The organism is Photobacterium angustum, assembly GCF_002954615.1.
Taxonomy (GTDB): domain Bacteria; phylum Pseudomonadota; class Gammaproteobacteria; order Enterobacterales; family Vibrionaceae; genus Photobacterium; species Photobacterium angustum_A.
The window spans coordinates 413,138-439,719 of sequence record NZ_MSCJ01000003.1 but is presented as its reverse complement, the minus strand read 5'-3'; the positions used below and the strand labels follow the sequence as shown (position 1 = coordinate 439,719).

The 26,582-nt window shown below is 39.2% G+C and carries 17 protein-coding genes; 9 read left to right on the top strand and 8 right to left on the bottom strand.

Translation table 11 applies throughout. The annotated features are described in order from the left end of the window. Positions 1-61: 61 nt before the first annotated feature. Complete coding sequence (locus tag BTO08_RS16625; RefSeq protein WP_105061753.1) at positions 62-457, top strand: hypothetical protein; 396 nt, start codon at positions 62-64, stop codon at positions 455-457. A gap of 635 nt (positions 458-1,092) precedes the next feature. Then, positions 1,093-2,889, top strand: a complete 1,797-nt coding sequence (locus tag BTO08_RS16620; RefSeq protein ID WP_105061752.1) for a hypothetical protein — start codon at positions 1,093-1,095, stop codon at positions 2,887-2,889. 193 nt (positions 2,890-3,082) lie between these two features. On the opposite strand, the gene BTO08_RS16615 is transcribed toward BTO08_RS16620, so the two are convergent. Further along, complete coding sequence (locus tag BTO08_RS16615; RefSeq protein ID WP_105061751.1) at positions 3,083-3,982, bottom strand: LysR family transcriptional regulator; 900 nt, start codon at positions 3,980-3,982, stop codon at positions 3,083-3,085. Between the two features lie 229 nt (positions 3,983-4,211). On the opposite strand from BTO08_RS16615, the gene BTO08_RS16610 reads away from it, so the two are divergent. From BTO08_RS16610 to BTO08_RS16600, 3 genes are all read left to right on the top strand, one after another. Then, positions 4,212-5,249, top strand: a complete 1,038-nt coding sequence (locus BTO08_RS16610) for an alkene reductase (protein ID WP_105061750.1) — start codon at positions 4,212-4,214, stop codon at positions 5,247-5,249. 1,445 nt (positions 5,250-6,694) lie between these two features. Beyond that, positions 6,695-7,546, top strand: a complete 852-nt coding sequence (locus BTO08_RS16605) for a hypothetical protein (RefSeq protein WP_005363899.1) — start codon at positions 6,695-6,697, stop codon at positions 7,544-7,546. A 452-nt stretch (positions 7,547-7,998) separates the two neighbouring features. After that, the gene (locus BTO08_RS16600) at positions 7,999-8,373 is read left to right on the top strand and encodes a hypothetical protein (protein ID WP_242446287.1); all 375 of its coding nucleotides are present in this window, start codon (positions 7,999-8,001) and stop codon (positions 8,371-8,373) included. 246 nt (positions 8,374-8,619) lie between these two features. Here the strand turns inward: BTO08_RS16600 and BTO08_RS16595 are convergent, their stop codons facing one another. From BTO08_RS16595 to BTO08_RS16570, 6 genes are all read right to left on the bottom strand, one after another. Next, positions 8,620-10,818 carry an immunoglobulin-like domain-containing protein gene (locus BTO08_RS16595; protein ID WP_105061749.1) on the bottom strand — a complete coding sequence of 733 codons (2,199 nt, stop codon included), beginning with the start codon at positions 10,816-10,818 and terminating at the stop codon, positions 8,620-8,622. A gap of 503 nt (positions 10,819-11,321) precedes the next feature. Next, complete coding sequence (locus BTO08_RS16590) at positions 11,322-12,155, bottom strand: metal ABC transporter permease (protein WP_105061748.1); 834 nt, start codon at positions 12,153-12,155, stop codon at positions 11,322-11,324. Beyond that, complete coding sequence (locus BTO08_RS16585; RefSeq protein WP_105061747.1) at positions 12,152-12,910, bottom strand: metal ABC transporter ATP-binding protein; 759 nt, start codon at positions 12,908-12,910, stop codon at positions 12,152-12,154. Before BTO08_RS16585 ends, BTO08_RS16590 begins: the two co-directional genes overlap by 4 nt. 10 nt (positions 12,911-12,920) lie before the next feature. After that, on the bottom strand, positions 12,921-13,811 hold the full coding sequence (locus BTO08_RS16580; RefSeq protein ID WP_105061746.1) for a metal ABC transporter solute-binding protein, Zn/Mn family: 891 nt from the start codon (positions 13,809-13,811) through the stop codon (positions 12,921-12,923). A gap of 375 nt (positions 13,812-14,186) precedes the next feature. Next, the gene (locus tag BTO08_RS16575; protein WP_105061745.1) at positions 14,187-15,206 is read right to left on the bottom strand and encodes an AraC family transcriptional regulator ligand-binding domain-containing protein; all 1,020 of its coding nucleotides are present in this window, start codon (positions 15,204-15,206) and stop codon (positions 14,187-14,189) included. Continuing rightward, a complete protein-coding gene (locus BTO08_RS16570; RefSeq protein WP_105061744.1) occupies positions 15,203-16,174 on the bottom strand; it encodes a diguanylate cyclase domain-containing protein in 972 nt (323 codons plus the stop codon). The genes BTO08_RS16575 and BTO08_RS16570 overlap by 4 nt, the downstream gene beginning before the upstream one ends. 259 nt (positions 16,175-16,433) lie before the next feature. Here BTO08_RS16570 and BTO08_RS16565 point away from each other — a divergent pair, with 259 nt between their 5' ends. Further along, a complete protein-coding gene (locus BTO08_RS16565; protein ID WP_105061743.1) occupies positions 16,434-18,545 on the top strand; it encodes a phytase in 2,112 nt (703 codons plus the stop codon). A gap of 155 nt (positions 18,546-18,700) precedes the next feature. On the opposite strand, the gene BTO08_RS16560 is transcribed toward BTO08_RS16565, so the two are convergent. After that, complete coding sequence (locus BTO08_RS16560) at positions 18,701-21,337, bottom strand: glycosyl hydrolase family 18 protein (RefSeq protein ID WP_105061742.1); 2,637 nt, start codon at positions 21,335-21,337, stop codon at positions 18,701-18,703. An 846-nt stretch (positions 21,338-22,183) separates the two neighbouring features. Here BTO08_RS16560 and BTO08_RS16555 point away from each other — a divergent pair. Genes BTO08_RS16555 through BTO08_RS16545 form a run of 3 tightly spaced genes read left to right on the top strand, consistent with a single transcriptional unit; the run spans position 22,184 to position 26,476 of the window. After that, positions 22,184-22,888 carry an ABC transporter ATP-binding protein gene (locus BTO08_RS16555; protein ID WP_105061741.1) on the top strand — a complete coding sequence of 235 codons (705 nt, stop codon included), beginning with the start codon at positions 22,184-22,186 and terminating at the stop codon, positions 22,886-22,888. Continuing rightward, positions 22,875-25,373: an ABC transporter permease gene (locus BTO08_RS16550; RefSeq protein WP_105061740.1), complete on the top strand. Its 2,499-nt coding sequence runs from the start codon at positions 22,875-22,877 to the stop codon at positions 25,371-25,373. The genes BTO08_RS16555 and BTO08_RS16550 overlap by 14 nt, the downstream gene beginning before the upstream one ends. After that, entirely contained in the window at positions 25,373-26,476 is a 1,104-nt protein-coding gene (locus BTO08_RS16545) for a lipocalin-like domain-containing protein (protein WP_105061739.1), read from the top strand. Before BTO08_RS16550 ends, BTO08_RS16545 begins: the two co-directional genes overlap by 1 nt. Positions 26,477-26,582: the final 106 nt, after the last annotated feature.

Here is a 26,582-nt window from a genome sequence, read left to right as displayed (position 1 = left end):
TCCACTGCGTATATTTGAAACATGTCGCCCATTCTCTAATCTTGATTAAGGATGCTACGTGATGAAAAAATTTCTTTTTGTTGCACTCTCTTTTTTACTATTTTCAGCTCCATCATTCGCTGAATATACAAACTATACAGTGCTAAACAGTACGCCAGGTACGGTTGACCTTGTTTTAGAAGGACCATTTTGTGAACAGCACTTTCTCGGCGAGATACAGCCTTCTGAATTGAGGCAGGATAACCTAACCAGAGGAATTTGCATGCTTGCAAGGATCGACGGAGCAATCCATATGGATAATGGCGTTGTCGTCCCCTTAAAATACAGATCACCAGGTACAACATATGGTCAGTTCATTGTTGTCGCAAAACAAGAAGATGGGAAATGGAACGGGAAAATAATGCCGTTCGATGATTTGGATGGGTTTCCAGATCCAAGATCAAATCTTAATAACTAAATAATGCTTAATAGAACATCAAAAAATACAATTAAAGGGCCAACACAAAGTGGAATATTTAATTTAAGGACTGATAAGGCTTGATTTCGATATTTATAAAAAACCAAGCCTTTAATTTGGCTTTGTTCTGTATGGAGATACCGCTGCTTATAAAACATAAAAAAGCTGAACTTTCAGAATATATAAAATCGAAAATCAGATAATACGCACTCCAGTCGATGGTAACTGGAATTAAATAATATTTTTCAAACTACTAAATACTATAGGAATAATTACAAAAATATAGGAAGAAAAATGATTAACACCATGAGTCACATAAATATATAAATCTTTTTATTCTGTTCATTTTTTATATTTCCCACTTGTTTTTTATTTGTATATCTAATGTTAAATCATATAAAGCCATCAATCTAATCTTTTATTTCACATAAAAGAAACAATGTTTTATACATAACATTCACAACCAATCCCCTTATTAACATTAATGATTTATTTTCAATACCTTTTGTTTTCATTTTATATTCATTTATCTTCATTTTATGTTCATTTATTAGCATTTGCTGACATTCTCTTAACATTGAATTATTTCCATTTGTTATATTTTCCGCCTCACCAATAAAGAGGAAGAAATAATAATGAAAAAAAATATCATTGCTTGTGCTGTTTCTATGGGATGTTTATTTGCAAATGTTCCTACAACATTAGCAGCCGATACACCTACATCTGATGCAATTGTGTATCATGTAACATTCCCGTATTCGAATGACCAAACAACGATTGATACATTAGGTCTTAATACTCAATATGCTTCTTCTGCAATTATGTCGAATATAATTGCAGGCGTTATGTATACCCATATGATTAAGAAACAGTATCCAGAACTTCAATTTAATGAAGATGATATGACTACAACACTTCTTGGACAGTTATTACAAGAGAGTGGTCTTCATGAAGCGATTATGAATACTGACTTTAGTCCTAACCAAGCAACGCAAGCTATCCATAACCCAGACTTTAAGAAGATTTTATTATCTGCAGGTCAAGGTGGACCATACCAAATTAATGACTATTCAAAACGTTTACCAGATGCAAATAGTCCTGGTTCATTAGGATTAATTAACTACGATGCAGTAAGAAAAACGTTAGATTATACAATTGCAGATCAAGATTCAGGGAAGCAAACAAGCTCTCTAGGTCCTGATGCTTTAGATGATATGTATTTTGCACCAATGACTGCTGCTTTTTATCGTTTTAATGATATTAATCGAATGAAACAACTCGCATCTAATGATTGGTACGTAAATAAAGAAGCTTGGGATACTTGCTGGACCAACCTTTCAGATCCTCTTTTAGCAGAAGATCCTAATGCATTACGCCTAACCGATTTTATTTTAAATGTGGTATATAACGCAGGTAGTTACAGCGCACCATTACAATCTTATTTAAATGTGTGTGTGAAAAAAGATCCAGCACAACTGGCTAATATGAATAACTACAATTTAAGCCCACAAGATTACCGAGACGCAATTGGTTCTTCTGATACAACGGGTGATACTTATTACCGTTACCCACGCCAAGTCTCCTTTTATATCGACCAATTATTCGGCGTGAATCTTGAAGATGCAGGATTAAATATTAATAATCAGGTGTCATTATTAGCTGGGCAATTTAATCGAGTATTTGCATTCGCAGTTACTAAGTTGTCATACAAGCCAAATAAAGACAAAGAAGAACTGACTTTTGTCACGGCATCTCAAGCTGACAAAGCATTTAAAGATGCGCTAGCGCAGTTAGACATTAAGTCTACAGACTCATTTACGTTAAGTAATGATTCTGATCGTAAAGCTATTTATCAGTTACTTGATGTTGCGATTGGCAATGTTGAAAAAGCGATAGGAAGTGATTTTAATGCGGTAACGGATAAAGGTCCTATTGATCCAACAAGTGAAATTCAGATTTATACTGATGCAAAAATACAGGGTCAGATGTTCCTTTCTGCTTCTAAAGCAGGAGCAAATATCGTTAATAACTGGATGACACCAAATACCCATATTTCACTGCCCGTTGATGCAAGTATCGACCAAATGAAAGACAGTGGCGTCGACTGTACAGCGCAGGCACAAAGTGCTTTTGCTAAGCTTGCAAGCGAGGCTGATCCAGAACATCCACAGCAAATTAATGTTAATTTCCAAAACAATAGCTGTATGATTTCTATTGGCGATTACACACCAGACGTTCCAGTACCACCGGTACCTGAAGGTGAGTGGGATCCAGCTAAAGTCTATGATAAGCCATGTGAAAAAGTATTACATAATGGTCTGTCATACCATAACCAATGGTATACCACAGGTGAAGAACCAACACCTGAGGCATCTGCTAATTGGGGTGTATGGCGTATAGTGGGTAAAGATAGTGATATGTGTACAAATTAATCGTACTGAATGATTACTTCGTAAGTTCAAATAAATAGATCTACTATTTAAGAGAAATTACCCTCACAAAAGCCAGCATATATTATGCTGGCTTTTTGTTTATTTCGCTATTGGTGGAGCAATCGTGACCTTGCTCTTATCGAGTAAAATACTGTAATAACAAAAACACATACCCCATTTTTAAAATTAAGGATTAATTAAGTCGCTCTGAGCTTTCAATCTTCTCTTTCATAAAATCAATAAAGCATCGGATCTTTAATGAAACATAACGATTGTTAGTATAAATAGCATGAAAAGGTAATGGTTGAGTTTTATAAGACGGCATTAACTGTTTTAATCGACCAGCTTTTATTTCATTTTCTACCATCCAAACAGGTAATAACGCAATGCCAACACCATCAAGTACAGAGCGTAAAATAGCATCACAACTATCGCTCTTAAAATTGCCACTTACCGAGACCGATTTTTTGATCTTTTTATTATAAAAATTCCAATTATTCATGGTCGAAGAAAGGGAATAAATAATGCAATTATGTTGATTAAGATCTTCTGGTGTTACGGGCTCTCCGTATTTCGCAATATAAGCGGAAGAAGCAACGAGAATATTAGGGTTATCAAATAATCGCCTTGCTATTAATGAAGAGTCTTCTAATTCTCTGGCTCGAATTGCAACATCAACGCCTTCACTAATAATATCGACATGTTTATCACTTAACGTTAAATCCACGCTTATATCAGGATAACGCGCTAAAAATTCAGAGATAATAGGCGCAATAAAAATATTGCCGAAAGTAATAGGTGCTGCGATTTTAATTAACCCTTGAGGTAATGCTCGATGTGCTCGCACATTAGATTCCGCCTCATCTAATTCACTAATAATAGCAACACATCGTTCATAATATTCAGCGCCAACCTCAGTTAAAGCAAGGTCTCGACTGCTTCTTGTCAGCAATTTACCTTCTAGCTTATGCTCCAACGCAGCTATTTTTTTACTTATTGTTGCTTGAGTTGTATTTTGCTCACGCGCAGTAGCAGAAAAGCTCCCGGTTTGTACAACACGAATAAAGGCTCGCATTGCGCCTAATTGATCCATTACCTACTCCATGCATTAAACCCTTATTCAAGATAAAGACATAATGGCACGTTTTTTGGCTCTTTTGCATTCCAAAATGGAATAGATGGTATTCATTTTATCGGTCTGACATTCCTTTCAGTGTCGGTATATAGTCACACCCTCACGCAGTAACCACACTCAATCATCATCCAACATAAAACCGAAGTGCCTACTGTGAACGATATAAAAGCGAGAAAGGTAACCTGTAATGACACAAGATATTTTATTTAGCCCCTATCAACTTAGTCAGGATCTGATCTTAAAAAATCGTATTGTTATGGCGCCAATGAGCCGATGCATGGCGACAGACGATTTCATCCCAACTCCTGAGATGGCTGACTATTATGCTCGCCGAGCCAATACGGGATTGATCATTACTGAATGTACAATGATATCGCCAACCGCGCAGGGTTACCCTAATTCGCCCGCTATTTTTAACCAAGAACATGTTGCAGGCTGGAAGCAAGTTACACAAAAAGTGCATGAAAATGGCGGTAAAATATTTGCCCAATTGTGGCATACAGGCCGAGTATCACACCCTATTTACCTAAATGGAAACAAGCCATTAGCCCCTTCAGCGGTTGGTCTTACAGGGCGTGTAAAGCGGACTGATAATTTACAGTATGAAGAGCCTAAAGAAATGACACCTGCTGATATTCAGACTGTGATTAACGATTTTGCGAAAGCCGCAAAATATGCCAAAGAAGCAGGATTTGATGGCGTTGAAATACATGCCGCTAATGGCTATTTATTAGATCAATTTCTCCATTGGGATACGAATCGTCGTAACGATCATTGGGGACAAAGCCCCGAAAATATGAGCCGTATTTTATTTGATGTCATCAATGCCGTTAAACAGCAAATTCAATTCGTGGGTGTACGCTTATCGCCTGTTGCTTATTTAAATATTGAACATGACGAACGCGATAAACCCGTTTTTGATTATGTATTAAAGCAGTTAAATCAATATGATTTGGCATACGTTCATACCGGTATGTTCGATGACAGCTATCAAGATCATTTACAAAGCACGGTTACACACTATATTCGTCAACATTATCATGGCAGCGTTATTGCCTGTGGCGGCTATAACTCAGAGAGTGCGAGAGAGGCACTACTAAATAATGATGCTGATTTAGTGGCTATCGGTCGCCCATTAATTGCTAACTCAGATTACGTTGAAAAAACACGTCAAAACAAAAACCTGACACCTTACGATGTAGGTATGCTAAACACACTCGTCTGAACAAAATCGCCAGCATAGACCATGCTGGCTTTTTGTTTATTTCGCTATTAGTGACTTAACCATTACCTTGCCCTTCTAGTGAGAAGTGATGCTTTTCAGATAAGGGCTTTATCTCTATTTTAATTGTCCTGCCACTCACCTTTACAACTATCCAAACAAGTAATAACAGTGATTTATAAGCCTAAAACCACTTATAGTACATAAGATAGTCAAATGCTTTATAAAACCTGATGCGCATCTAAATTTCTAGACAAAAAACTGTGAGAAATCAAATTTATCCGCTAAAAACATCGGTAATGATCAGAGGGTGGGTTATTAGTGGTAGTTCGGGTGAAAAAGTGCCCTGAATTTCCAATATGTTAAATTCTGCTATTATTAACCAAATTTATGTAACACGTTTCTGTTCCATTTCTACTTAGTGCTTTTACTCGTTCATATCGTATTAACGTAATTTTGGATTAGTTTTATTTTTTGATTTTATTAATGTCTGAGAGGGTGAGTTAAAAGGATTACTAACTATATTTCTTTAGTGTTGTAATGGAAAGATATTAAAATGACATATAGAAAAAAGCCCCGAAGCAAAAGCAACGGGGCTAGATCGTCTTAAATCGCCTAATGATGCTTAAAACATCATGAACAACTTACCGATGATGACTTTCGCAAGCGCACCACACAGTAATTTGCCAACTTCTTCTTTCCACATAGGGTAAGGTTTCATTGTACAATTCCTCTGGTTAGGAGGAAGACTGGACTCGCCTAGTTCGCCCTTGGGTTCGCCAAGTAGGTTTCCTGCTGACTGTTGAATCGCGTGCGCCCGACTTCCGATTTGGGCGTATTTGCCGACACCACTCGCTGCAAACAGACTTGGCTTATTGCCTAAAACTCTGCTAAGAAAATTTCGTTAAGACGGTATTTCTACGGTCATTACGTATTTTTGCTCGCTGTTTGTATAATAATTACCATTCAGGTAAGTGGAAGTCTAAAACTTACATACGCTCAACCAGTTTGAGGAGTATATCTGTAAAATTAGGCACGCACAATACACTGATAACACTATAAAAATAATTATTTTGTGACTGTTCCTCTGCTGAAATATCAGTATAATACGCCGCCCTAACTTCAATATGTATTGCACTACATTATCAATTATCATATATTGGAACCGTTGAATCGCGTGCGTCTTGTACGTAATAGAAAAAACCTCGACCACCAATCGAGGTTTTTTCGTATTTAACATTCCGATTTTTACATTCTTACTCTCTTTATACCTAAAAGCTGCTATTTAAATTCATGATGTCTATAAACGAAATGAAAATTGTAATTAATATATGTGCATTCGTATGAAGGTAATAATACTAATTAATAAGCTGTTAAGTGTTAAACTCTTTCCACTGGTGGGCTAACTCGATTAAAATACGCAACAGTATTAATAATGAGTTTTTATCATGACCCCTCTAAAAAGTTGTGAAATAGAGTTATCCCGGTTCTTCAACAAATATTTAAAGTACTGTGCTTCATCGGATGCAGATGATCTTAAAGAATTACTCTCTGTAATGTGCAGTGCATGCGAGAAGTTGGAAAAAGTAAAAGCGGTTAATTTTGGCAAAAACAAACGTTATCGAGCTCTAAAAGCACTAAGAAATTTTGCTACTCACGAATCAGAGTTACTTAATTCTTCTAAAGCGATTTCTCTTGCATCTGTAACAATGGTGCATGCTGAAGTACAACTCATGAGCTTGTTGCCTCAAGAAGTGGTCAATTATGCAATACGTAATCTAAAATCGAAGCAGACTATAAAGTATTTGAAAGAAGTGACCATCAACTATGGGAAATATATAGATATATACCCAGCTTTATTTAACTTTACAGTAGACCTCTATTTTGAAGTTGTAAATCATAACCTTAATATTGAGGGTGAGGGATTTAAAGAACTCGAAAACTCAATAAACTATGAAAAGTTAAATGGCTTTCCTCATTATATAGGTGGAAAAATCATCGTCCTCGATGGATCCGATGTAAATACCTTTATTGACACTCAAGCTATAAGCATTGAGAACAAACAATGTGAAGTTAGTGAGGCTCCTATCGGTAAAGACGGACTCAAAAGTTATGTCACAGCTTATGAAAAAATGCCGTTTGATCAAGTAAGTATGATGAAAAAAGAGGATAAAAACTATATATTAAATCTTCTTATCGACAGTGGCGTTGTTACATCTAATGGTAATAAAGTGAGCTCCACACGACCACTTAATCCCATTGAAATGATTATCGTCCACGAGCATCTAAATAAAAAGTGATGTGAAGTTTAACTCTTAACTAATTTATTATTACTTTTCCTAATACCTACCAGCTCAAATAGAGTTGAGTGCTAACACACTTCTGTCCATATACGAGTTAGCTTATCTGCTAACTCGTCTTTGTCCAGTTTTGAGTCGGTCACAATAGCTGAAATTAATAACATACTGTTTAAAGGAATTGTATGTCGATAACTGATAAAGAAAATAATCTCTTTATTGAGTGAAAAGAAAATAGAAAAGGTTTCGTATCAGATGGTTTGGTGTCTGAACAGGATTAATTAAATTCTGATATTAAAATTTGCATCGTACTAAAGGAAGTTAATGACCCAGATGGAGGAGGCTGGGATCTAAGAGAGTTTCTTGCTAATGGTGCTAGACCTCAAACATGGAATAATATTGTTCGTTGGGTTCGCGGAATTAGAAATATTGAATGTGATATACCTTGGAACGATTTGGAACATATTAGTGAAGAAGAACGAAAGTCTACGCTTAAATCTATATGTGCTATTAATTTAAAAAAATCACCAGGTACACATACAACTGACACCGCTTCTCTTAATAAAGTTGCAAATGAAGACAGTAATTATATCGAAAGACAATTTTTGCTTTATAACCCTGATATCACAATATGTGGCGGCACAGGTGACCTTTTTAAAGGTATTGCAGGTTTTTGTGAGTTTGAATGGAAAAGAACCAATCGTGGAGTTTGGTGGTGTGAAAGAGCTCCCAAGAAATATGTAATTGCGTATTGTCATCCAGAAGCACGAGTGGACAATCCTTTGATTGTATATGGGTTAATAGATGCTATTCGTGAAATTTATTCATAGAACATTCACAATATAAGCGGTTTTGGTTTAAGTGAGTTTAGTGACCGACTAACCAGTTAAGTAGGATTTACCCCTACTTTTCCTAATACCTACCAACCTAAGTAGGGCAAACTGTCTAAATAGTTTTTGTCCAATAATGAGTTAACTCAGCTACTACGCACAAACGTTGTTAAATACGTTCTCTAAAGTAAAACAAAAAGCCAGCACTAACATGCTGGCTTTTCGTTTATTTAGCTATCGGTAAACTTACAGCTTATCCCATGCGTCAGCCCAGTATTGGCTTGAACCCGGTGCGTATGAAGCGTTTGCACACCAACCCGTGTAAGGCCATGGTTTACATTGGTATACGTTACCGTCTGTACCTAATACTTGGTCGCCCGCTTGGTACGCTTTACCCGCTTCATAAGCAGGAACGTCGGTTACTGGTGGCTCAACTGTACCTTGCTCTTCTAATACAAACTGGTGACGAGATTCCACTTGCTCACCTTTTGACTGTGCGATCATGCGTAGTGAGTGCGTACCTTCTGAAACGTTATCAAGTACTAATTTGATTGCGCTGTTAGCTGCAAAATCAGCCGTGAAGTTACCGCCGTTTACTGGGTAGCCCATTGCGTCTATCACATCAATCTGTACAGAACTTGCTTTGTTCGCAGTGTAAGACAGGTTCAGTGTCGCTGTACCGTTAGTGATCTTGTAGCTACTGTTTACGCCAGATAGAGATGCCGTGAAATCCGCTTCTGGTTGTGGTGGTACAACGCCGCCACAATCGCTATCGCCCGCTTCACGCCAAACACCCCACTCACCCGTTGTGCCTGGTTCGTCACCTTGTGTCCACCAGCCAGCTTGCCAATCTTTACCGTTATGGCTAACTACATCACCTTCAACGTAGGTTGCATCCGCTTTCCATGGGTTGGTACATACGATAGAGCCATCGTTAACCACCACAGTACGCTTCACAGTTACTGTTTGGTTTGCGCTGTCTGTGATTGAGTAAACAAGTTCGTATTGACCCGCAACCGCAGTGTTTACTGTGCCAGATACTTTGATGTTTGCCGTTAGATCGCCATCTTCTGCATCCGATGCTGATACGCCAGCCATTACATCGAAGTTTTCACCAATTTTCACAACTGCATTTGCCACACCAGCGAAGGTTGGTAATGCGCTAAATACGGTCACTTTACGTGGTGATACGGTTTCATTGTTGTCTGAATCTGATACTGAGTAAGTTAGTACATACTCGCCTACACGTTGTGTATCTACCGAGCCTGATACGTTAATTGCAGATGTTAATGTGCCGTCTTCTTTGTCTGTTGCTGTTACGCCAGCCATTGCATCAAAGTTTGTGCGGTGCTGAACGCGAGCATCCGTTACACCCATGATCACAGGTTTACCCGGTTGAACAACAGGTGGTACTTGGCTGTGAATGAATGGGCCATAAGTGTTAATAAAGCTGCTGTTGTACGCTTGACCTGCAGCGTTAGTACCGATATCCCAGTTGATAGACCATGTCATTACCCCACGTAGTGGCTGAGATTGTGCTTCAAGGCGTTTGAATGCATTAAACAAATCTTGTGGATCTTGCACGTAACCTGTTGCTGCGGCATCAATGTTAGTTGGAATACCAAATACAAGTTTGTCGTGTGGGATCTTAGTGAAACCTCGAGTACCGTTGATTAATGAATCCGACATGTAGTAAATGAACTCTTCTTTTAGCTCATCTTTACTTTGTGCAATCCAGCCAATGCCTTCAACGTAAACGCCGTCACCACCTTGGTTATAAAACTGCGGGTTGATCCAGTCGTAGTAACCTTCAAGACCTGTGATGTAAGGAATGTATTTACCAGATTCTGTTAGGTACGGGAACTCTGGTGCCATGGTAATAAGGAAGTTTTTACCTTGTGCACGGTAGTGATCTTTAACCATACGTAGTGCCGCTGGAATAACTGTTTGGTTATCAGCCGCATCAATCGCTGCTTGCTCAAGGTCGATATCTAAACCATCGAAACCGTATAGATCCGTTAAACGAATGATTTCATCAGCGAATGCTTGCTCGTCGCCTGTTTTCATTTCAACGTGCGCATCAGCGCCACCTAGTGCGATAAGCACAGAGCGACCTTGATCGTTAAGCTCTTTAATTTGGTCGATGAATTGCTGCTCTGTTAAACCCGTTTCCGCATCTAAATGAAACGTCGGAATACGGCCTTCAGCCACGTCGTAAACTTTCATGAAAGAAACATCAACCACGTTATACATTGGGTTAATGTCTTTTAGTGACATCGCAGGTGCATTACCCATTTTATAACCTTGGCCGTCAGCCCAGTTATGCCAGTAACCCACAACAACCCCGCCTTCAGGGTTAACCATTTTGTCACCAGCGTGAGCGGTAAAGCTAATTGCGCAAGACAGTGCCACTGCACTCAATGCAAATAGAGATGTTTTTTTCATTTTATTACTCATAAATCGACATTGGATAGGCGTTTACTTCAATAAGAGCGCCTAAGATGCGTGGAGCATAACGGAGCTTGTATAATTTCAACTTTTCGAGATGTAACAGAAAGTTATTACGGCACGCGGAAGCGGTCTTTGATTGGTTCAAATTTGTGACATAGCTATCGTTATTTATTTGGCGCACCCAATATAGAGCAACGTTCAAAGTTTAGACCTGCTTTCAGAAAAATATTGTTTTTTGATAACCAACGATACTTTTTTGACGCGAAGAAGATCAAATCAGCAGATGACTAATAACTTGAAGAAATTAAAAACAATAACGTAATACTAATTGCGAATATTTACTCGTTACACTTTGTAACATTTACAGTGCAATTACGCAGAAAATCTGCCTACCAACGGATGTAAAAAGTGTTGGTAGCGTGGGAATAACAGGAAGAGAGTCGTCACTAGATAGAAGTAGGTAGCAAGTAGAAGGGGCGCTTCTACTTGCTATACCATTAAGCGACTTGAACAGCGCCTTTTTTGAAGAATTTCAGGATTTCTCTAAGCCCCAGTTGCAACGCTAAACAAATAGACGCGGTAACAACAATGGTTGCCCCTGACGGTAGATTCATCTGGTAAGAGAAAATCAACCCCGTTAACGTAAAGCCAAGACACCATAAAATACTGTGGCACATCATGGATAACATGGATTTTGTATATTGAGCCGCCATATACGCAGGCATAGTTAGCAGCGCCATAACCAGTACAATACCCACCACTTTCACTAAGATCACGCTAGCAATTGCCACCAGCACTAATAATGATAAGTACATGCGTTTTACTTTAACGCCTTTACTCTGCGCAAAATCAGCATCAAACGACATCAAGACTAGCGAACGATAGTTATAAATCGTGTAGGCACCAATGATCAGGACACTGCCCCCCATCAGGTATAACGTCGATACTGGAACGGTGAGAATGCTACCAAACAGGTAACTGCTTAAATCTGCCCCATATCCCGGCGTTAACGCCATTAAGATGATGCCGATTGCCATACCTAACGACCAAATTAGCCCGATAAAAATATCTAACTGCTCTAGTTTACGCTGACTTAGCGCTCCTAATAACAAAGCATTAATCGAAGTAAATACCAAGGTTGTTGGCATTACCGCGGTACCTGCATAGAAAGCTAGCCCCACACCGCCGTATGCCGTGTGAACAATACCCCCAGAGAGAAATACTAATCGATTGGTTACGACTAATACGCCAATAATGCCGGCAACAATGCTAACAAGCACAGCTGCAATTAATGCATGTTGAATAAAGTTATATTGTAAGAGCTCGATCATACTAAAGCAGGACTTGGTTCGTTATTGGATGTGGTTTGCTGAACAAGATCTTTAATAAAATGACTGTTCACGCCGTATAAGTGTTGCAACATATCAGACGTTAATGCCTTACTCTGCTGCACTTTCATGGTTTGGTTTAGCCCTAAAATCACATCAATCTGATACTCTAAAATACTCATGTCATGACTCACCACCAATACCGCAACATCTTTGGGCAGCGCTGATAGCAAGGCAAAAAACTGTGCCGTCATGCTTGGATCAACATTACTGGTTGGCTCATCAAGTATTAATAACTTAGGTTGAGCTATTAACGCTCTAGCTACTAACACACGTTGACGCTGTCCGCCTGAAAGATCTTTAAACAGCGTATTTTCTATATGCTCGATATGCATTTGTTGTAATGCTTGAGTTAATAAGGCTGACAGCAATTTCTTATCTTTTAGCTGCGCAGCATTTGCCCCCATTAATACAACATCTTTTACTGTGACAGGTAATATTGGATTCAATTTATATTGTTGAGGAACATACCCAATAAGCGCTGGATGGCGACCGGGATGGTCGCCAAACAGTGCTAGATTGCCCTGATAACCCGATAATATACCCAGTAGTAGTTTGACTAATGTCGTTTTACCACCGCCATTGGGTCCAAGTAATGCACAACGTTGACCTTCGTAAAGCTCGAAGTTTATATCAATTAATGCTTGATGGTTCTTATAAGCAAAACTGACATTCTGTACATCCACAATCTTTTTCATTTTTTAACTCTTAGTGATTCACGTTAGATTCAAACGCGTTCGCAACAGTTAGCAAGTTATTACCCCAATCTTCTGCAAGTGGGTTAATTGCTACCACTTTGCCGCCAATTGCATTCGCAATAACTTTTGCTTGTTCTTTCGAGAATTGCGGCTCAATAAAGATAACTTTAATGTGCTGTTTCTTTGCTGTATCAATCAGTGATTTTAGACGTTGAGCACTGGCTTCTTTACCTTCATCTTGGATAGGAAGCTGACGTAAACCGTAATCTGTCGCGAAGTAACCCCACGCTGGGTGGTAAGTCATAAATTGATTGTGCGCTGCAGGGATCTTTGCCGTGATAGCAATGAGAGCATCATCAATTTGATTGATCTTTTTAGAGAACTTCAGGTAGTTTTCGCGATATTCTTGCTGATGCTGAGGATCAACATTAATTAATGCATCACGAATGTTCATTGCTTGAATACGCACAAGTGCTGGTGATAACCAAATATGTGGGTCTTTAATGCCTGATGTTGCAGGAATACGCTCACCATCGTCGTTGTAAGCCATTGGCATACGTTCAATACCTTTCTGGGTATCAACAATCGTTAGATCTTTTGCTGAGCTTTTAAATTTGTTTAACCAGCTTTTTTCAAATGGCACACCGATAGAAAAGTAAAGCTTACTCTTGTTAAGTAATACAACTTGGTTTGGTGTTGGCTCGTAGTCATCTGGCTCAGCTCCTGCTGGTACCATTACATTGACATCAACGTTATTACCGCCAATTTCTTTCACAAAATACTTTTGTGGGGCAATACTTACCGTTACATCAATTGGCGCTTCTGCAGCCATTGCTTTTGATACTGAAAACAAGACGCACAGCGTTGTCATCAATGCTATAAATGAAGACTTCTTTTTCATCGATCTATTCCTAATCATGACATTAACAATCCTGAGTGAATCACTCGGGATTGTTATGTTATAACATTTCTTTATTTTTAATAGTTCGAATATATTTGAAAGAAGCAGTATTAATTAATTAGTGACGATTTATTATCATTAAATATAAAAGCATTAAATAACAACCAACTTTTCTCTTTTTTATTTTTTAATTGAATATCAAAAAGATATTTAATTTAAAAAAAACAAACTCACTTTTTTTAAATGATTATTTTTATTACCAATGAAATCTTAATTACCAATATTGATAATTAATAATAGATGCTTATATTTACTTGGTAGTGAAATTAGTACACCGTCATCTATATTATTAAGCATTATATATAAATTGATTGTTTAACTTGTCTTCCAACGCCGGATTGCACGGCGATAATTGCTTACATCAAAAAATTGCATTTCTTGAGCGATCTGGTGATCATCCCATTGCTTCATCTGTTGTAAATATAACGCATGCTGCTGGTTAACCTCGCCCAATAATGAACGGTAAGTATGATGATGTGCTTTTAATCGACGCTTTAGAGTCGCAGGACTCATTAACATCATTTCTGATAGCTCATTTAACGAAGGCACTTGAACAAGATTTTGACGAAACACATTTCGAATATGACTTAATAAACCACAACTTGGGATGGGTGTGATCTTTCGTGCCACTTTATACAACGTTGAAGAGCTATCTTTCAAAATTACATCTAGATACTGCTTGGGTAAATGCAGGGCTATCATCGGTTGATTAAAATTTACCTTCCCCCAATACATATGATAATGCTCTTGCCATTGTGGACATAACCAATCCACCATAACAGACCAAGGTAATTTGGTATCAGCTCGCCAATTAACTAGGGATATAACCGAAGTAAATACATACTCTGTTAGCCAACGAAAATAAGTAATACGATCTCGGGAACTCAATGAAGCCTCAATCCCATAAGGATCTTCGACGAAAACATAAACGCCCGAATCATCAAATTGTGTGGTGAGTTTAGATAAAGGGAAATAGCTCTCAGAGTAAAGCGCTATATTATTCATCAAGGTGTTTACAGTCGGGGCATGGATCAATATATGGCTAGTAGTAGGAAATACACTCGGGATCAATTGCTGACCAAACAGAAAGCTCAATTCAGGAAACTGCTCTAACTTCGCTACATTACTAATTAAACGAGAGAATTGTACGGGGCTTACCTGTAAATCTTGCGCAATTAAATCATCATAAAAAATCCCTGTATGCCGTAATACGTAGTGCATATTAACACCACGGCTACTGAGTAAATCCAGTAATAACGCAATGTGTTGCCTTGCAGGAATTATTTTATCGTGGCATTCCAACCATGGTGCCATCACTGCATGATCCCCTTTCATGCGCTACCTTTATAAACTTGAGGTTTAGTTGAAAGGTTTATCGCTTCATCTATCTGTTTATATAATGACTGTAATGAGTAAGTGGACTGTTTTACTTCAACAATACCTATTTGCCATTGCATCTCAATATTAATATTAGAATCTAAATAAAATTGGTAAGCGCTGAGTAACTGCTCAACATAGCGAGTATATATTACTGCATCTTTCTTGTTTAAGCCGTCCAATAACATAAGGTAGTGATGCCCTGCTACTTGGCACACTAAATCATTATGGCGAGATGCAATTAACAACAATTCAGAGATCGATACTCTTAGCCTTTCTGCTTCTTGAGGTGAAAGTTGAGGTAAAAGTTGATAACTGTTTTGTAAGTTAATCGCTATCAAATAACTATCATTTTGTTTGGTAGACTCTGTGTATTGCGCTGTCAGTGCTCTATGTAAATAACTCAGCTCTGGGAGGCGATAATTTTCAGGATGGAGCGGCGTTCGCGCATTTAACTGTTGGCGTTGCATCAAATAATTTTTTACTACTGTAAGCTCTTTACGCCACAAGCAAAATGCATAAGTTACGATGGCAAGCCCAAGGATCATGTACTCCATGGTATTTCCAATCATGGTGTAGTTTTTTAAACGAATAAACTCATCAATAACATCTTGGGTTAACGCTAAAAAAATACAGGTAAACCCCATCGCAAAATAGTTGGTAATTTTCCCTGGTGATCGAGTGGATAAAATCACCACCAGCCACACGAATACCATGATTGCCGATGAGCCTTCCCCTACAACATCTAACCAATTAATTTGCTCATAGCTCTTAATCGTACCGTTCGTAATATTAAACACAATCAGACTCAGTAACGCTAACACTAATAGAACAAGCCACCGATAATGCACACGCATGCCATAAAGCACATCAAATAACTGATAATTAAAACGGGTAATAAACGATCTTATTGTGAAGGTAGGCATAGTAATCAATGTCTTTTTTAGTTGTTGTAATGAGAAAAGTCCGAAAAGCTCAAGTGATCTATCCTCCCATACAAATATGACAGCCTATTGATATTAATATTGAGAAATAGCCTGACATTGCTTCTAGTCCAAACAGCTCACGCCTTAACAAAAAAACATATAAACCATTGATATTAATAAACAAAGAAAATTAACAGTCACTTTTATGTAATAATACTGGCTTAGCTTCCCTCCTGACTTACACACATGGAGAGGAAAAATGCGTCGTTCATTATTAAGCTCAATCATCGCTTTATCACTGCTAACAGGATGTAATAGCGATAAAACTAAAACCGTTTATGTTGAAACAGAAATACCAAAATCTGATGTGGTAGCAACCGAATCACTCGCTACATCAACAACAGTAAAAACAAGCTATGACGATATTGGTGATGGGGCTTACTGGCTAAATAGTGAAGATGAAACAAAGAGCTTACTTTTTGTCACCTTAGAAGGTGATGGGTTGGCGGTCTATAACCCAGCAGGCGATGAAGTTGAACGCTTAGAAAACATTGAAGTCACTGGCGCAGATATACGCTACGGTATTAAAGCCGATAACGGTGACAGTATTGATTTACTCGCTGTTGCTTTACCAGAAGATAACAGCATCGGTTTTTATAGCGTGAGCAATAAAAACGGTGTTGTCCTTAATGATATTGGCACGCTTACAACAGATTATGCCGCTGAAGGTGTCTGTTTACATAAAAACACCACTAACGGTGCATTGCTCTTAACGGGCGTGACTGATGATGGGGTGGCGGTGCAATACAAGCTGAAATACCAAGATGGTGAAATCAAAAGTGTTTTAGCTGACGACAATGCGCAGCCTATCGCGGTTCGTGAACTGGAAGTAGGCGGTGAACTCAGCGCATGTATTGTGGATGATGAAACATCTACGCTGTATATAGCAGAGCAAGACTTAGGTATTTGGGCATACGGCGCCGATCCAGAAGATATAAACTCTCGTCAAATTGTTGATAGCATTGCGCCTTTAGGTAATTTGCAAGAAATTGAAGCATTAGATTTACTCTACCTTTCTGACGGTAAAGGCTACCTCGTTGTGGGTGATGAAGGTAAAGGTATGATGCTATATAACCGTGATGACTGGTCGTTGAAAGCAAACATCCAACTAGACGGTGTCGATGAGATTAAATCTCTTGCTGTAGCCAATAACGGGATTTGGGTCGGTAACTCAGAAGTCGATAAGCCAGTGTATGAAAAACTAAGTTATAGCACCTTAAATAGTGCCCCTTCTTTTGCTCAATCTCCAATTAATGAAGCACTTAGTTCAGCTAACCTTGCAGCAACGGGTATTGCTTTGGTGAAAGTCGTTGGCGAAACAGCACCTGTCGATGATGATGGTGATGCGGCAGATGATCCTGCATTTTGGTTAAACGAAGCAGAACCTAACAAAAGCTTGATTATTGGTACCAATAAACAAGGTGGACTGGTCGCTTACGATCTTGATGGTACAGAGCTGCAATACCTTGATGAAGGAGAACCAAACAATGTCGATATCATCCAAGCTGTAACGACACCTAGTGGCGAAACTTATTCTCTTGCGGCTGCCAGCAACCGTGAATTTAATACTATTGCCCTGTACAAAATTCAAGCCGCTACAGATGGTAATGAACCAATCGTAGCGCTTAATGCTATTGGTGATAATGCCCACAACGAAGTGGCTCAACTACGCTCCGAACTTAATGAAGTGTACGGTTTATGTACCTATCAATCATCTACTGGCGCTAACTATGTGTTCATTAACGGTAAGAGTGGCAACATTGAACAATGGCGCTTAGATATTACAGATAATGGCATTGAAGGTGCACTTGTACGTAACCTGCAAGTAAGTAGCCAACCTGAAGGATGTGTCGTTGATCCAACCTCCGATACTCTCTATGTCGGTGAAGAAGATGCGGGGGTTTGGGCATTTACCGCAGATGAAGCAGGTTCAACTGACGGAAAATTCATTATTGAAATAGATGGCAAACAGATTGTTGCAGACGCGGAAGGGCTAACAATTTACAACGACGGTACAGTGAATGATCTGATTGTCTCAAGTCAAGGTAACCACACTTATGCTGTTTACGATCTTGATAATAACTATGAATATAAAGGCAGCTTTGCGCTCACCGCCGATGATGATAATGGCTTAGATGGTGCAAGTGAAACCGATGGTATTCATGCTGTTTCTGCCACTATTAGTGAACGTTTCCCTAAAGGATTATTCCTTGTTCAAGATGGCTATAACGTTGATGCCTCATATGACGATCAAAATCAAAACTTCAAAATTGCAGACTGGCGTGAGATAGCCAACGCATTGAATAAATAATTAATATAAAAAGGGCTTTGAGTTAATCTTCAAAGCCCTTTAAGTATTGTTATTAGATGTATTTATCCCTATCACAGCTACATATGCACTGTAATAATATGAAAAGGTGTTTATTAAGAAAGGACTCACCCTAGCGCAGAGTGAGCCCTTGAAGGTTACTTACAATCCGATGAGCCGATGTTCACCCATACTGGATCCTGACCCGGTACAAGCCCTTTGCTCCAGTATTGAGATTGCCACATTGCGCCATCGTAGCTCGCTTTCGCACCACCACTGTAGGCAACGTCTTGGTTCCATGGCATAACAATATCAGACACTAACTTCCATTGATCGGCAGTTTGACTTGGCGCATTATTTTGCGTCCAGTACTTCGCTTCCCAAACAAGGTTATTGTGGCTAACTTTGTCACCTGTGTTATAGATAATTGCCGCGCTCCATGCTGAATGATTCGCCGCATCCGGATCGGTTATTACATCGCAACTGCCATTGCCATTGTCGTCACCGCCGTTATTATCATCACCACCATTATTGTTGTCATTGTCAGTATATTTTTTCACTGTCACTTCAGTAGCAGCATGCGCATCAAGTGAACCATCAGAGACTAAGACAGAAATCGTTTCTGTTGTTTTCTTATCCATGATAGGTGCTTTGAGTGTCAGCTCAGACGAACCTAAGCCTGATACCACATCAAAGTTATAAGGAATGCTCCACGAATACGTCAGGGCATCATTATCTTGATCATTGGCGTTTGCGGTTAACGTAAACTGCTCACCACTGTCTACTTTCAGCTTTTTCACCATAGTTACAGTTGGTGCATGGTTTTGATGCTGAACCTTGTTTTCAACCGTAACCGTATCGGTTGCACTCAGACCTTCTGGATCTGTAACTGTTAGCTGGAATTGATAGCTGGTATCAACGTCAGTAACTGGAACATCAATGGTTGGCGCTATTGTTTTGTTATTTAAAATACTTACTGTTGGGCCACTAATTTGTGTCCATGCATAGGTAATATCTTCACGTTCAGGATCGTAAGATTTGCCCGCATCTAGCTCAACATAAACAGGACCAACGACGTTTTGATCTGCACCTGCGTTTGCAATCGGTGGACGGTTTACTGGTGGTGTATCGCCACCATGGCCTAAACCTTCATGCACAGCATTCAACAAGTCACCATTATCCGAGTCAATTTCCCATGAGAATAAGCCGCCCAAGTTATGTTGTAAGACATACTGTGCTTTGGCCTTCACTGCGCGAGGCGTGTCGTAGGTGATCAACTCACCGGTAGTTGGATTCCACTGGTAAGAGGCTTCAGCTTGAGCATCGTAATGGCTTTCCCAACCATTAGTCGAACGGTTATCGACGATATCACGGTAATCAACCACGCCATCTTCCCACGTCCCTTTAACAGGCCCTGTTCCTTTTCCTGTCATTGGGTTATTGCCTTGAACGTCATGAACACCTTTCCAACCACGACCATAAAATGGTGTGCCCACGATGATCTTTTTAGGTTCAACGCCTTGGTTTAGCAATGTTTTCACCGCTAAATCAACCGTGTGTTTAATTTCTGGTTGGTGGCTGCCGTTATACAAACCAGACTGGTGACCTAGGTTGTCATTGTTCCAAGCACCAAACATGTCATAACTCATTAAGAAGATATGATCCATGTATTGCTGAGCTTGGTTATAGTCAACACGATTAATCCCTTTTTCTGACGCACCAATCGCTGACGATAGTTCATATTGACGACCAGTTTCCGCCGATAGCTCATCAAGCATTGCGCGTAACTCTTTCATCAAGGTTACATAGGTTTGTCCGTCTTTTTCTGGATTACCTAATGCTGGGTTTGCACCATCACCGCCAGGGAATTCCCAATCAATATCAACACCATCGAAGAACTTCCAAGTTTGAAGAAACTCTTTTACTGAATCGACAAACACTTTACGTTTTGCAGGATCGTCTAAAAAGAAGAAAGGATCGGAAAGCGTCCAGCCCCCAACAGAAGGAAGGATCTTCAAATCCGGATGCGCTTTTTTCAACGCCATCAATTGACCAAAGTTACCACGGTAAGGATCTGAGTGTTCACTCACTCCTTGCTGTGGTTTTGATATTGCAGCCCATGGGTCATGAAGAGATACCTCAAAATCTTTTTGACCAACACACGCTTTTTGTAACGCGTTAAAGCTGCCAGCAATAGATTTTAAACTGTCATTAATGCCATCCCCACCACAAATAGGAGTAAAGCCATAAAGGATATGGGTAAGGTTTTGCGCTGGAATATCATCAACGGTGAATTTACGGCCATACACGCCCCACTCGACGAAATAACTTCCCACTACTTTTCCAGTGGTATTCGTATGCGGTTTGTTATTTTCTTTAAGCGGCGCATTTAATGGCTTTAAGTGACTACCGTCAGTATCCGCTACCATCAACTGTTTAGGTGCACTGGTACTACAGCCGTCATCGTTACATGCTTGGACTGTCATTTCATACGTGCCACCTTTTGATAGTTCAAAGGTTGCTGTACTACCCTGACCTTCCCAAACGACACGACCATCTAGTAATAGTTTAGAGTGCGTAACTTCGCCACTCCATACATCCCAGTTAACCGTTGCATTTATATGATCATGACGCGCTTTAACGATATTTTTATAGCTTGTCGCTTCGCTATCAATTTCGGTAAGCATATATTTATACTCACCCCACTCGATAGTTGGCACACCTGGTTTTGCTGCATGGGCAACATTGCTAGAAATTAAACTTCCAATGACTAATGCGATATATGAATTCTTCAATATAAACTCCGTTTTATTTATTATTGAATTAACTTTTATTTTATAAATGTTATTTCCCAAAAACAGCGCAACTTTATATTTTCCATATAAATAAAGCCACAAAGCAAAAATATAAAACCATATATTTAAAAAGTGTATAAATGTTATTTATTAAACACCTGTTTGAATTTTAAATTTAATTGAAAATAATAATAACCATATATTAATAACTAATTTATTATTAAATACATTGAAATCATAAACACCAACAAAAGCAACATGATGCATATAAATTTAGAGTTATAGCTCTTTTTGATTGTAAATGTATAATATTGCTAACAAAACGTTATTTCGATCGCAGATAGCAATTTATCGCTAACAGTAATATTTCAAAAACATTAATAGAATAAACATTTATATTTCAATTAATGATTAAAAGTTAACAATTATTAGCAAAATGAGGCTCGAATTTAGTTTCACTTTTTGTGATAAAGCTCAAAAATGTTACCAAGTTTATTATTGCTATATTTAATGCAAAAGGCTGAATATCGTTGTAATTTTTTATTTTTAATATTTCCCTCTCAAATAAAACATAATTCGATAGTAAAAAATCACTCACACATCAATTAAAAGCGATGTAATAAATGTGTTCATGATGCTTATCCGTAAATGATTTTTGATCCTAAATATAAAAACAAACGTTAAACAATCGTCTCCTATTATTAAATAGGATTTTTATTCATATTCTTTTAGTGACTGTATCTACTCCTTCTTGGACAAAGATTGTCTAAAATTAAAGAGTGTTTATAAATCACAAAAATTTGCACTAATTTTATCTATATTAAGATCAGCAAAATGGAGAAAGTCATGGAAGATAAGCTTGTTTCTCTAATTAATGCCTCAAAATTTTTTGCCGATGGAAAAGAATCTCATCGCGTATTAGATAATGTTGATTTTCAAGTTTCGCGTGGCGAAAGTGCTGCTTTAACAGGGACAAGTGGCAGCGGTAAAAGCACGATTCTTAATATTATTGCAGGCTTTGAACCTTTAACTGATGGCGAGTTATGGCTCAATAATGAAAATACGGGGTCTTGGAACGATCAACAATGGAGCCATTTCCGCTTTCAAACGCTAGGGATTATATTCCAACAATTTAATTTGCTAACCCCACTTAATGTCAGGCAAAACATTGCATTTCCCCTTTCTTTAAATCGACAGCCTTGGGATAGCTGGTGTGATCATTTAGTCGATGTTCTTCAAATCAGATCGCTACTCGATCGGCATGTTTCTTCACTCTCTGGAGGTCAGCAACAACGTGTTGCAATAGCGAGAGCACTGGCACACAAACCACAGCTGTTATTAGCAGATGAACCAACGGGGAATCTCGATCACAATGCTGGCATTGAAGTCATGCGCTTACTCAATGAGCTAATAGAAGAGTGTAATACCGCGCTCATCCTAGTGACCCACAGTCAAGAGTGCGCTGATTTCATGCAAACTCATTACCACTTATTAAATGGCCAGCTGATAAAATCCAACAACAAAGATGAGCCGTACTATGCAACGATTTAATATTCGCCATATTCGCCATATTCGCGTGGTATTACATTTATTTCGTGCTCACTATCGGCAAGCGCCACTTCAGGCTGCGGCCATTGTTATCGGTATTGTGCTCGCTGTAACCTTATTCGTCGCCGTCCAAGCGATTAATCTTAATGCCAAACGTAGTTATGCAGAATCAACAGAGCAGCTAAGTGCGCAAGCGACTAACCTTATTTTACCGTTATCAGGTCAACGTTATCTTTCCCAATCTTTGTACTTCTTATTAAGGCAACATGGACTTAGCGATTCACTGCCAGTAATTGAAGGGCGAGTTAGCGATTCAAAGGGGCGTAGTTTATCGGTTCAGGGGAGCGATCTTATTGCAGCGATTTCCTCAATAGAGCGTAATCAAAGTACCGCTACCAATACGCGAGAGGTTTCAATTTTTAATGATGGTCTTCCTATTGCGGAACTATTAATGGGTAAGCCGATTATTTTAATGAGCCAATCCCAATTCGTGCGTATGGGGAGTAAACCAGAGCTCATACTTAATGACATAAAAACACAGGTGATCCCTTTACCTGATGAGTGGCAGCTTGGTAATCGCCTATTAACTGATATTAGTTTTGCTCAACAGTTACTCAATAAGCCTGAACAGTTAAGTTATATTGCCGTTTTTGAGAGCGCGGTAACTCAAAAAGATAAATGGATTCAACTTTTGAATAAACGAGCAAAGTGGGTCAGTAATAATCAAAGTGCAGATCTTCGTTCGCTTACCGATAGTTTTCATCTCAACTTAACGGCAATGAGTCTGCTCGCATTTTTAGTTGGTCTGTTCATTGCCTACAACGGTGTAAGGTATAGCTTACTGAAACGTAATCGACTGCTCGTTCAAATCCAACAAGCAGGACTAACGCCATCAAACGTGATTATGGCGTTATTTATAGAGTTAACGTTTTTAGTACTTATTGGAGCAACACTTGGCTTTATATTGGGTATTCAACTCAGCCATTGGTTGCACCCGACTGTGGCACTGACGCTAGAGCAACTCTATGGCGCAACGCTTCTTCCTGATACGTGGCAGTGGCAGTGGTGGGCTCAAGCTTTACTCCTGACGCTCATTGCCACATTAGCCGCTTGTTGGCAGCACTTTAACCAACGTGTTCACCAGCCGTTATCTTCTCATGGAGGCTTTTACCAAGCACCGTCACCATCGAATGAAAACACTCTCTTTTTATATGGTGTCGCTCTCACGACCCTATCGTTACTTGGAATGTGGTTCACCGAACACCATCGTTTCACTATGTTTTGGCTAGGGATCTTAGTGATTTCGATACCTTTATATCTTCCTAAGTCTCTACTAACGTTGGCGAGGTTAAGTGAAAGGAAAACATCCCCAGGATTACTCAACTATCTCTTTGCTGAACTTCGTGAGCTGATCTCTCCATTATCATTAGCCATGATGGCTTTACTATTAGCCGTTACTGCCAATATAGGTATGAATACTTTAGTGGGCAGTTTTGAGTCCACTTTAAAACGATGGCTAGAACAAAAGCTTCATGCCGATATTTACATTAGCCCGACTCAAGCCGAATTAGCACAACTTGATGGTTCACTTGAACATATTGATAATATTGAAAAAGTTTATAGGCAATATTACGTCAATGAACACCTACAGGGCTTACCTATTATACTAGGAACCAAGGACGAAGATTCATTAGCGCAAACACTGCAACTGAAAGCGGCGATACCTAATTTTTGGCAACAATTTTACGCAAATAAGGTTGCCGCTATCAGTGAGCCAACCGCCATCAAGCTTGGGCTGTCTCTGGGCAGTGAATTGAAACTGGAAGCATTTCAACAACCCATTTTACGTGTCGGGGCGATTTTTTATGACTATGGCTCACCGAATGGAGAAGTACTTATTTCTCCTCAGCTATGGCAAAAAAAAGGATTTACCGATACACCGACCAGCCTTGGCGTAAAAGTCTCTGGCGAGCATGAGGTGGTTTTAAAGCAGTTAGAAAAACAACTCAATTTGCACCCTAGTCAGCTCTATGAACAATCACAAATAAAAACCATTGCATTGAATATCTTTTCTCAAACATTCGCTATCACTCGCGCATTAAATGGTGTGACCTTGATGGTCGCGGTAATAGGACTGTTTAGTTCTTGCTTTATGTTGCTTGAAGCACGTAAAGCGTCAATTGCTCGCCTTTATGCCCTTGGAATAAGTCGAAGAAAATTGATGTATATGACAACCGGACAAATCGTCGCACTGGTGACGTTCACTTTGTTGATTGCATTACCTCTGGGGGCGTTGGTGGGATATGTGCTGACTGACATTGTGACATTAAGAGCCTTTGGATGGAGTTTGCATTATCTATGGCGTTGGGAAGATGCGTTAAGTATTGCAGTAATGACGATTCTTATTGCCGTCATCGCCACCTTACTTCCACTTTGGCGGCTAGTGAGTCAGCCAATGGTCTCCAGTTTACAAAGTGAGGTCATGTAATGAAACGCATGTATTTGTTCTATAGCTTGGTTTTTATATTGTTAATTGGCTGCGATAAACAATCGACAAAAAGCATGGGAGTGATATTAAGTCCAACTGCCAGTGATGAAGCGCAAACGGCATTTGCAAAGGTTAAAAAAGGCGTTGATATTGTCTTTCCTGACGATCATAGAGCGCATAATGAATTTCGTCATGAATGGTGGTACTTGACCGCAAATTTAATCGACGATGAGGGACAAGCGTTAGGCATTCAATGGACACAATTTCGCTTTGCGACGTCTCCTCCATCCGCTCACGCTCATCAAGCAGCGAACACTTGGCAAAGTAAACAGATCTATATGGCGCACAGTGCGGTGACGACAACAGATCAACATTTGGCAGCTGAAAAATGGTCCCGGGATCAACCCGCTTTAGCTGGTATAGAATCACAACCATTTAGAGCCTATCTTGACGATTGGCAGTGGCTTTCTTCAACCAAGGATCTGTTTCCAGCAACACTCAACGTTAAGGATAAGCGCTTCGGATATTCTTTAACCTTAACAACCGATGCTCCTTATCATAAGCAAGGAGACAATGGATTTAGCACCAAAAGCCAAGATGGAAAAGTCGCGTCATATTACTACAGCCAGCCTTTTATCAAAGTAACAGGCGAAGTGACTATTGATGGTAAGCAACATCAGGTATCAGGAACGGGCTGGATTGATAGAGAGTGGAGCTCTCAGTTCCTACTTGATTCTCAACAAGGCTGGGACTGGTTTGCTATAAGGTTATCCAATAGTGAAAGCCTGATTGTTTTCCAACTCCGAGACTCCAATACAGGTAAAGCTAGCTACCAACATGCTAAAATAATGCGCCGTAATGGTGAGAACGCCATCATTGATTCAGAAGATATACGTTTACGTCCTCGTGCATATACAGAGATTAATGATCGCTCCTACCCAACAGAATGGCAACTCGCAATACCAAGCCAAAAGATCGATCTCGTTTTATCAGCACTTAATCCAAATGCAAAAATGCCTTTAACCATTCCCTATTGGGAAGGACCTATCATTATTAAAGGCTCGCATCGTGCTGAAGGCTACATGGAGCTAACGGGGTATTAGTTAAAAGGTGAACTGTATCAACATTTAGTCAATACGATGAGTTAATATTAGAAGTATATATCATTATATTACCTAAATATTAGATCTAGATCGCTTTCATTATTCT

Bases quoted from the DNA above. Each gene is read 5' to 3' on its own strand.
- BTO08_RS16590 (WP_105061748.1), bottom strand. From the start codon at position 12,155: ATGATCGAGCTCTTACAATATAACTTTATTCAACATGCATTAATTGCA.
- BTO08_RS16570 (WP_105061744.1), bottom strand. From the start codon at position 16,174: ATGCCTACCTTCACAATAAGATCGTTTATTACCCGTTTTAATTATCAG.
- BTO08_RS16595 (WP_105061749.1), bottom strand. From the start codon at position 10,818: ATGAAAAAAACATCTCTATTTGCATTGAGTGCAGTGGCACTGTCTTGC.
- BTO08_RS16550 (WP_105061740.1), top strand. From the start codon at position 22,875: ATGCAACGATTTAATATTCGCCATATTCGCCATATTCGCGTGGTATTA.
- BTO08_RS16575 (WP_105061745.1), bottom strand. From the start codon at position 15,206: ATGAAAGGGGATCATGCAGTGATGGCACCATGGTTGGAATGCCACGAT.
- BTO08_RS16555 (WP_105061741.1), top strand. From the start codon at position 22,184: ATGGAAGATAAGCTTGTTTCTCTAATTAATGCCTCAAAATTTTTTGCC.
- BTO08_RS16585 (WP_105061747.1), bottom strand. From the start codon at position 12,910: ATGAAAAAGATTGTGGATGTACAGAATGTCAGTTTTGCTTATAAGAAC.
- BTO08_RS16625 (WP_105061753.1), top strand. From the start codon at position 62: ATGAAAAAATTTCTTTTTGTTGCACTCTCTTTTTTACTATTTTCAGCT.
- BTO08_RS16565 (WP_105061743.1), top strand. From the start codon at position 16,434: ATGCGTCGTTCATTATTAAGCTCAATCATCGCTTTATCACTGCTAACA.
- BTO08_RS16545 (WP_105061739.1), top strand. From the start codon at position 25,373: ATGAAACGCATGTATTTGTTCTATAGCTTGGTTTTTATATTGTTAATT.
- BTO08_RS16580 (WP_105061746.1), bottom strand. From the start codon at position 13,811: ATGAAAAAGAAGTCTTCATTTATAGCATTGATGACAACGCTGTGCGTC.
- BTO08_RS16620 (WP_105061752.1), top strand. From the start codon at position 1,093: ATGAAAAAAAATATCATTGCTTGTGCTGTTTCTATGGGATGTTTATTT.
- BTO08_RS16610 (WP_105061750.1), top strand. From the start codon at position 4,212: ATGACACAAGATATTTTATTTAGCCCCTATCAACTTAGTCAGGATCTG.
- BTO08_RS16615 (WP_105061751.1), bottom strand. From the start codon at position 3,982: ATGGATCAATTAGGCGCAATGCGAGCCTTTATTCGTGTTGTACAAACC.
- BTO08_RS16605 (WP_005363899.1), top strand. From the start codon at position 6,695: ATGACCCCTCTAAAAAGTTGTGAAATAGAGTTATCCCGGTTCTTCAAC.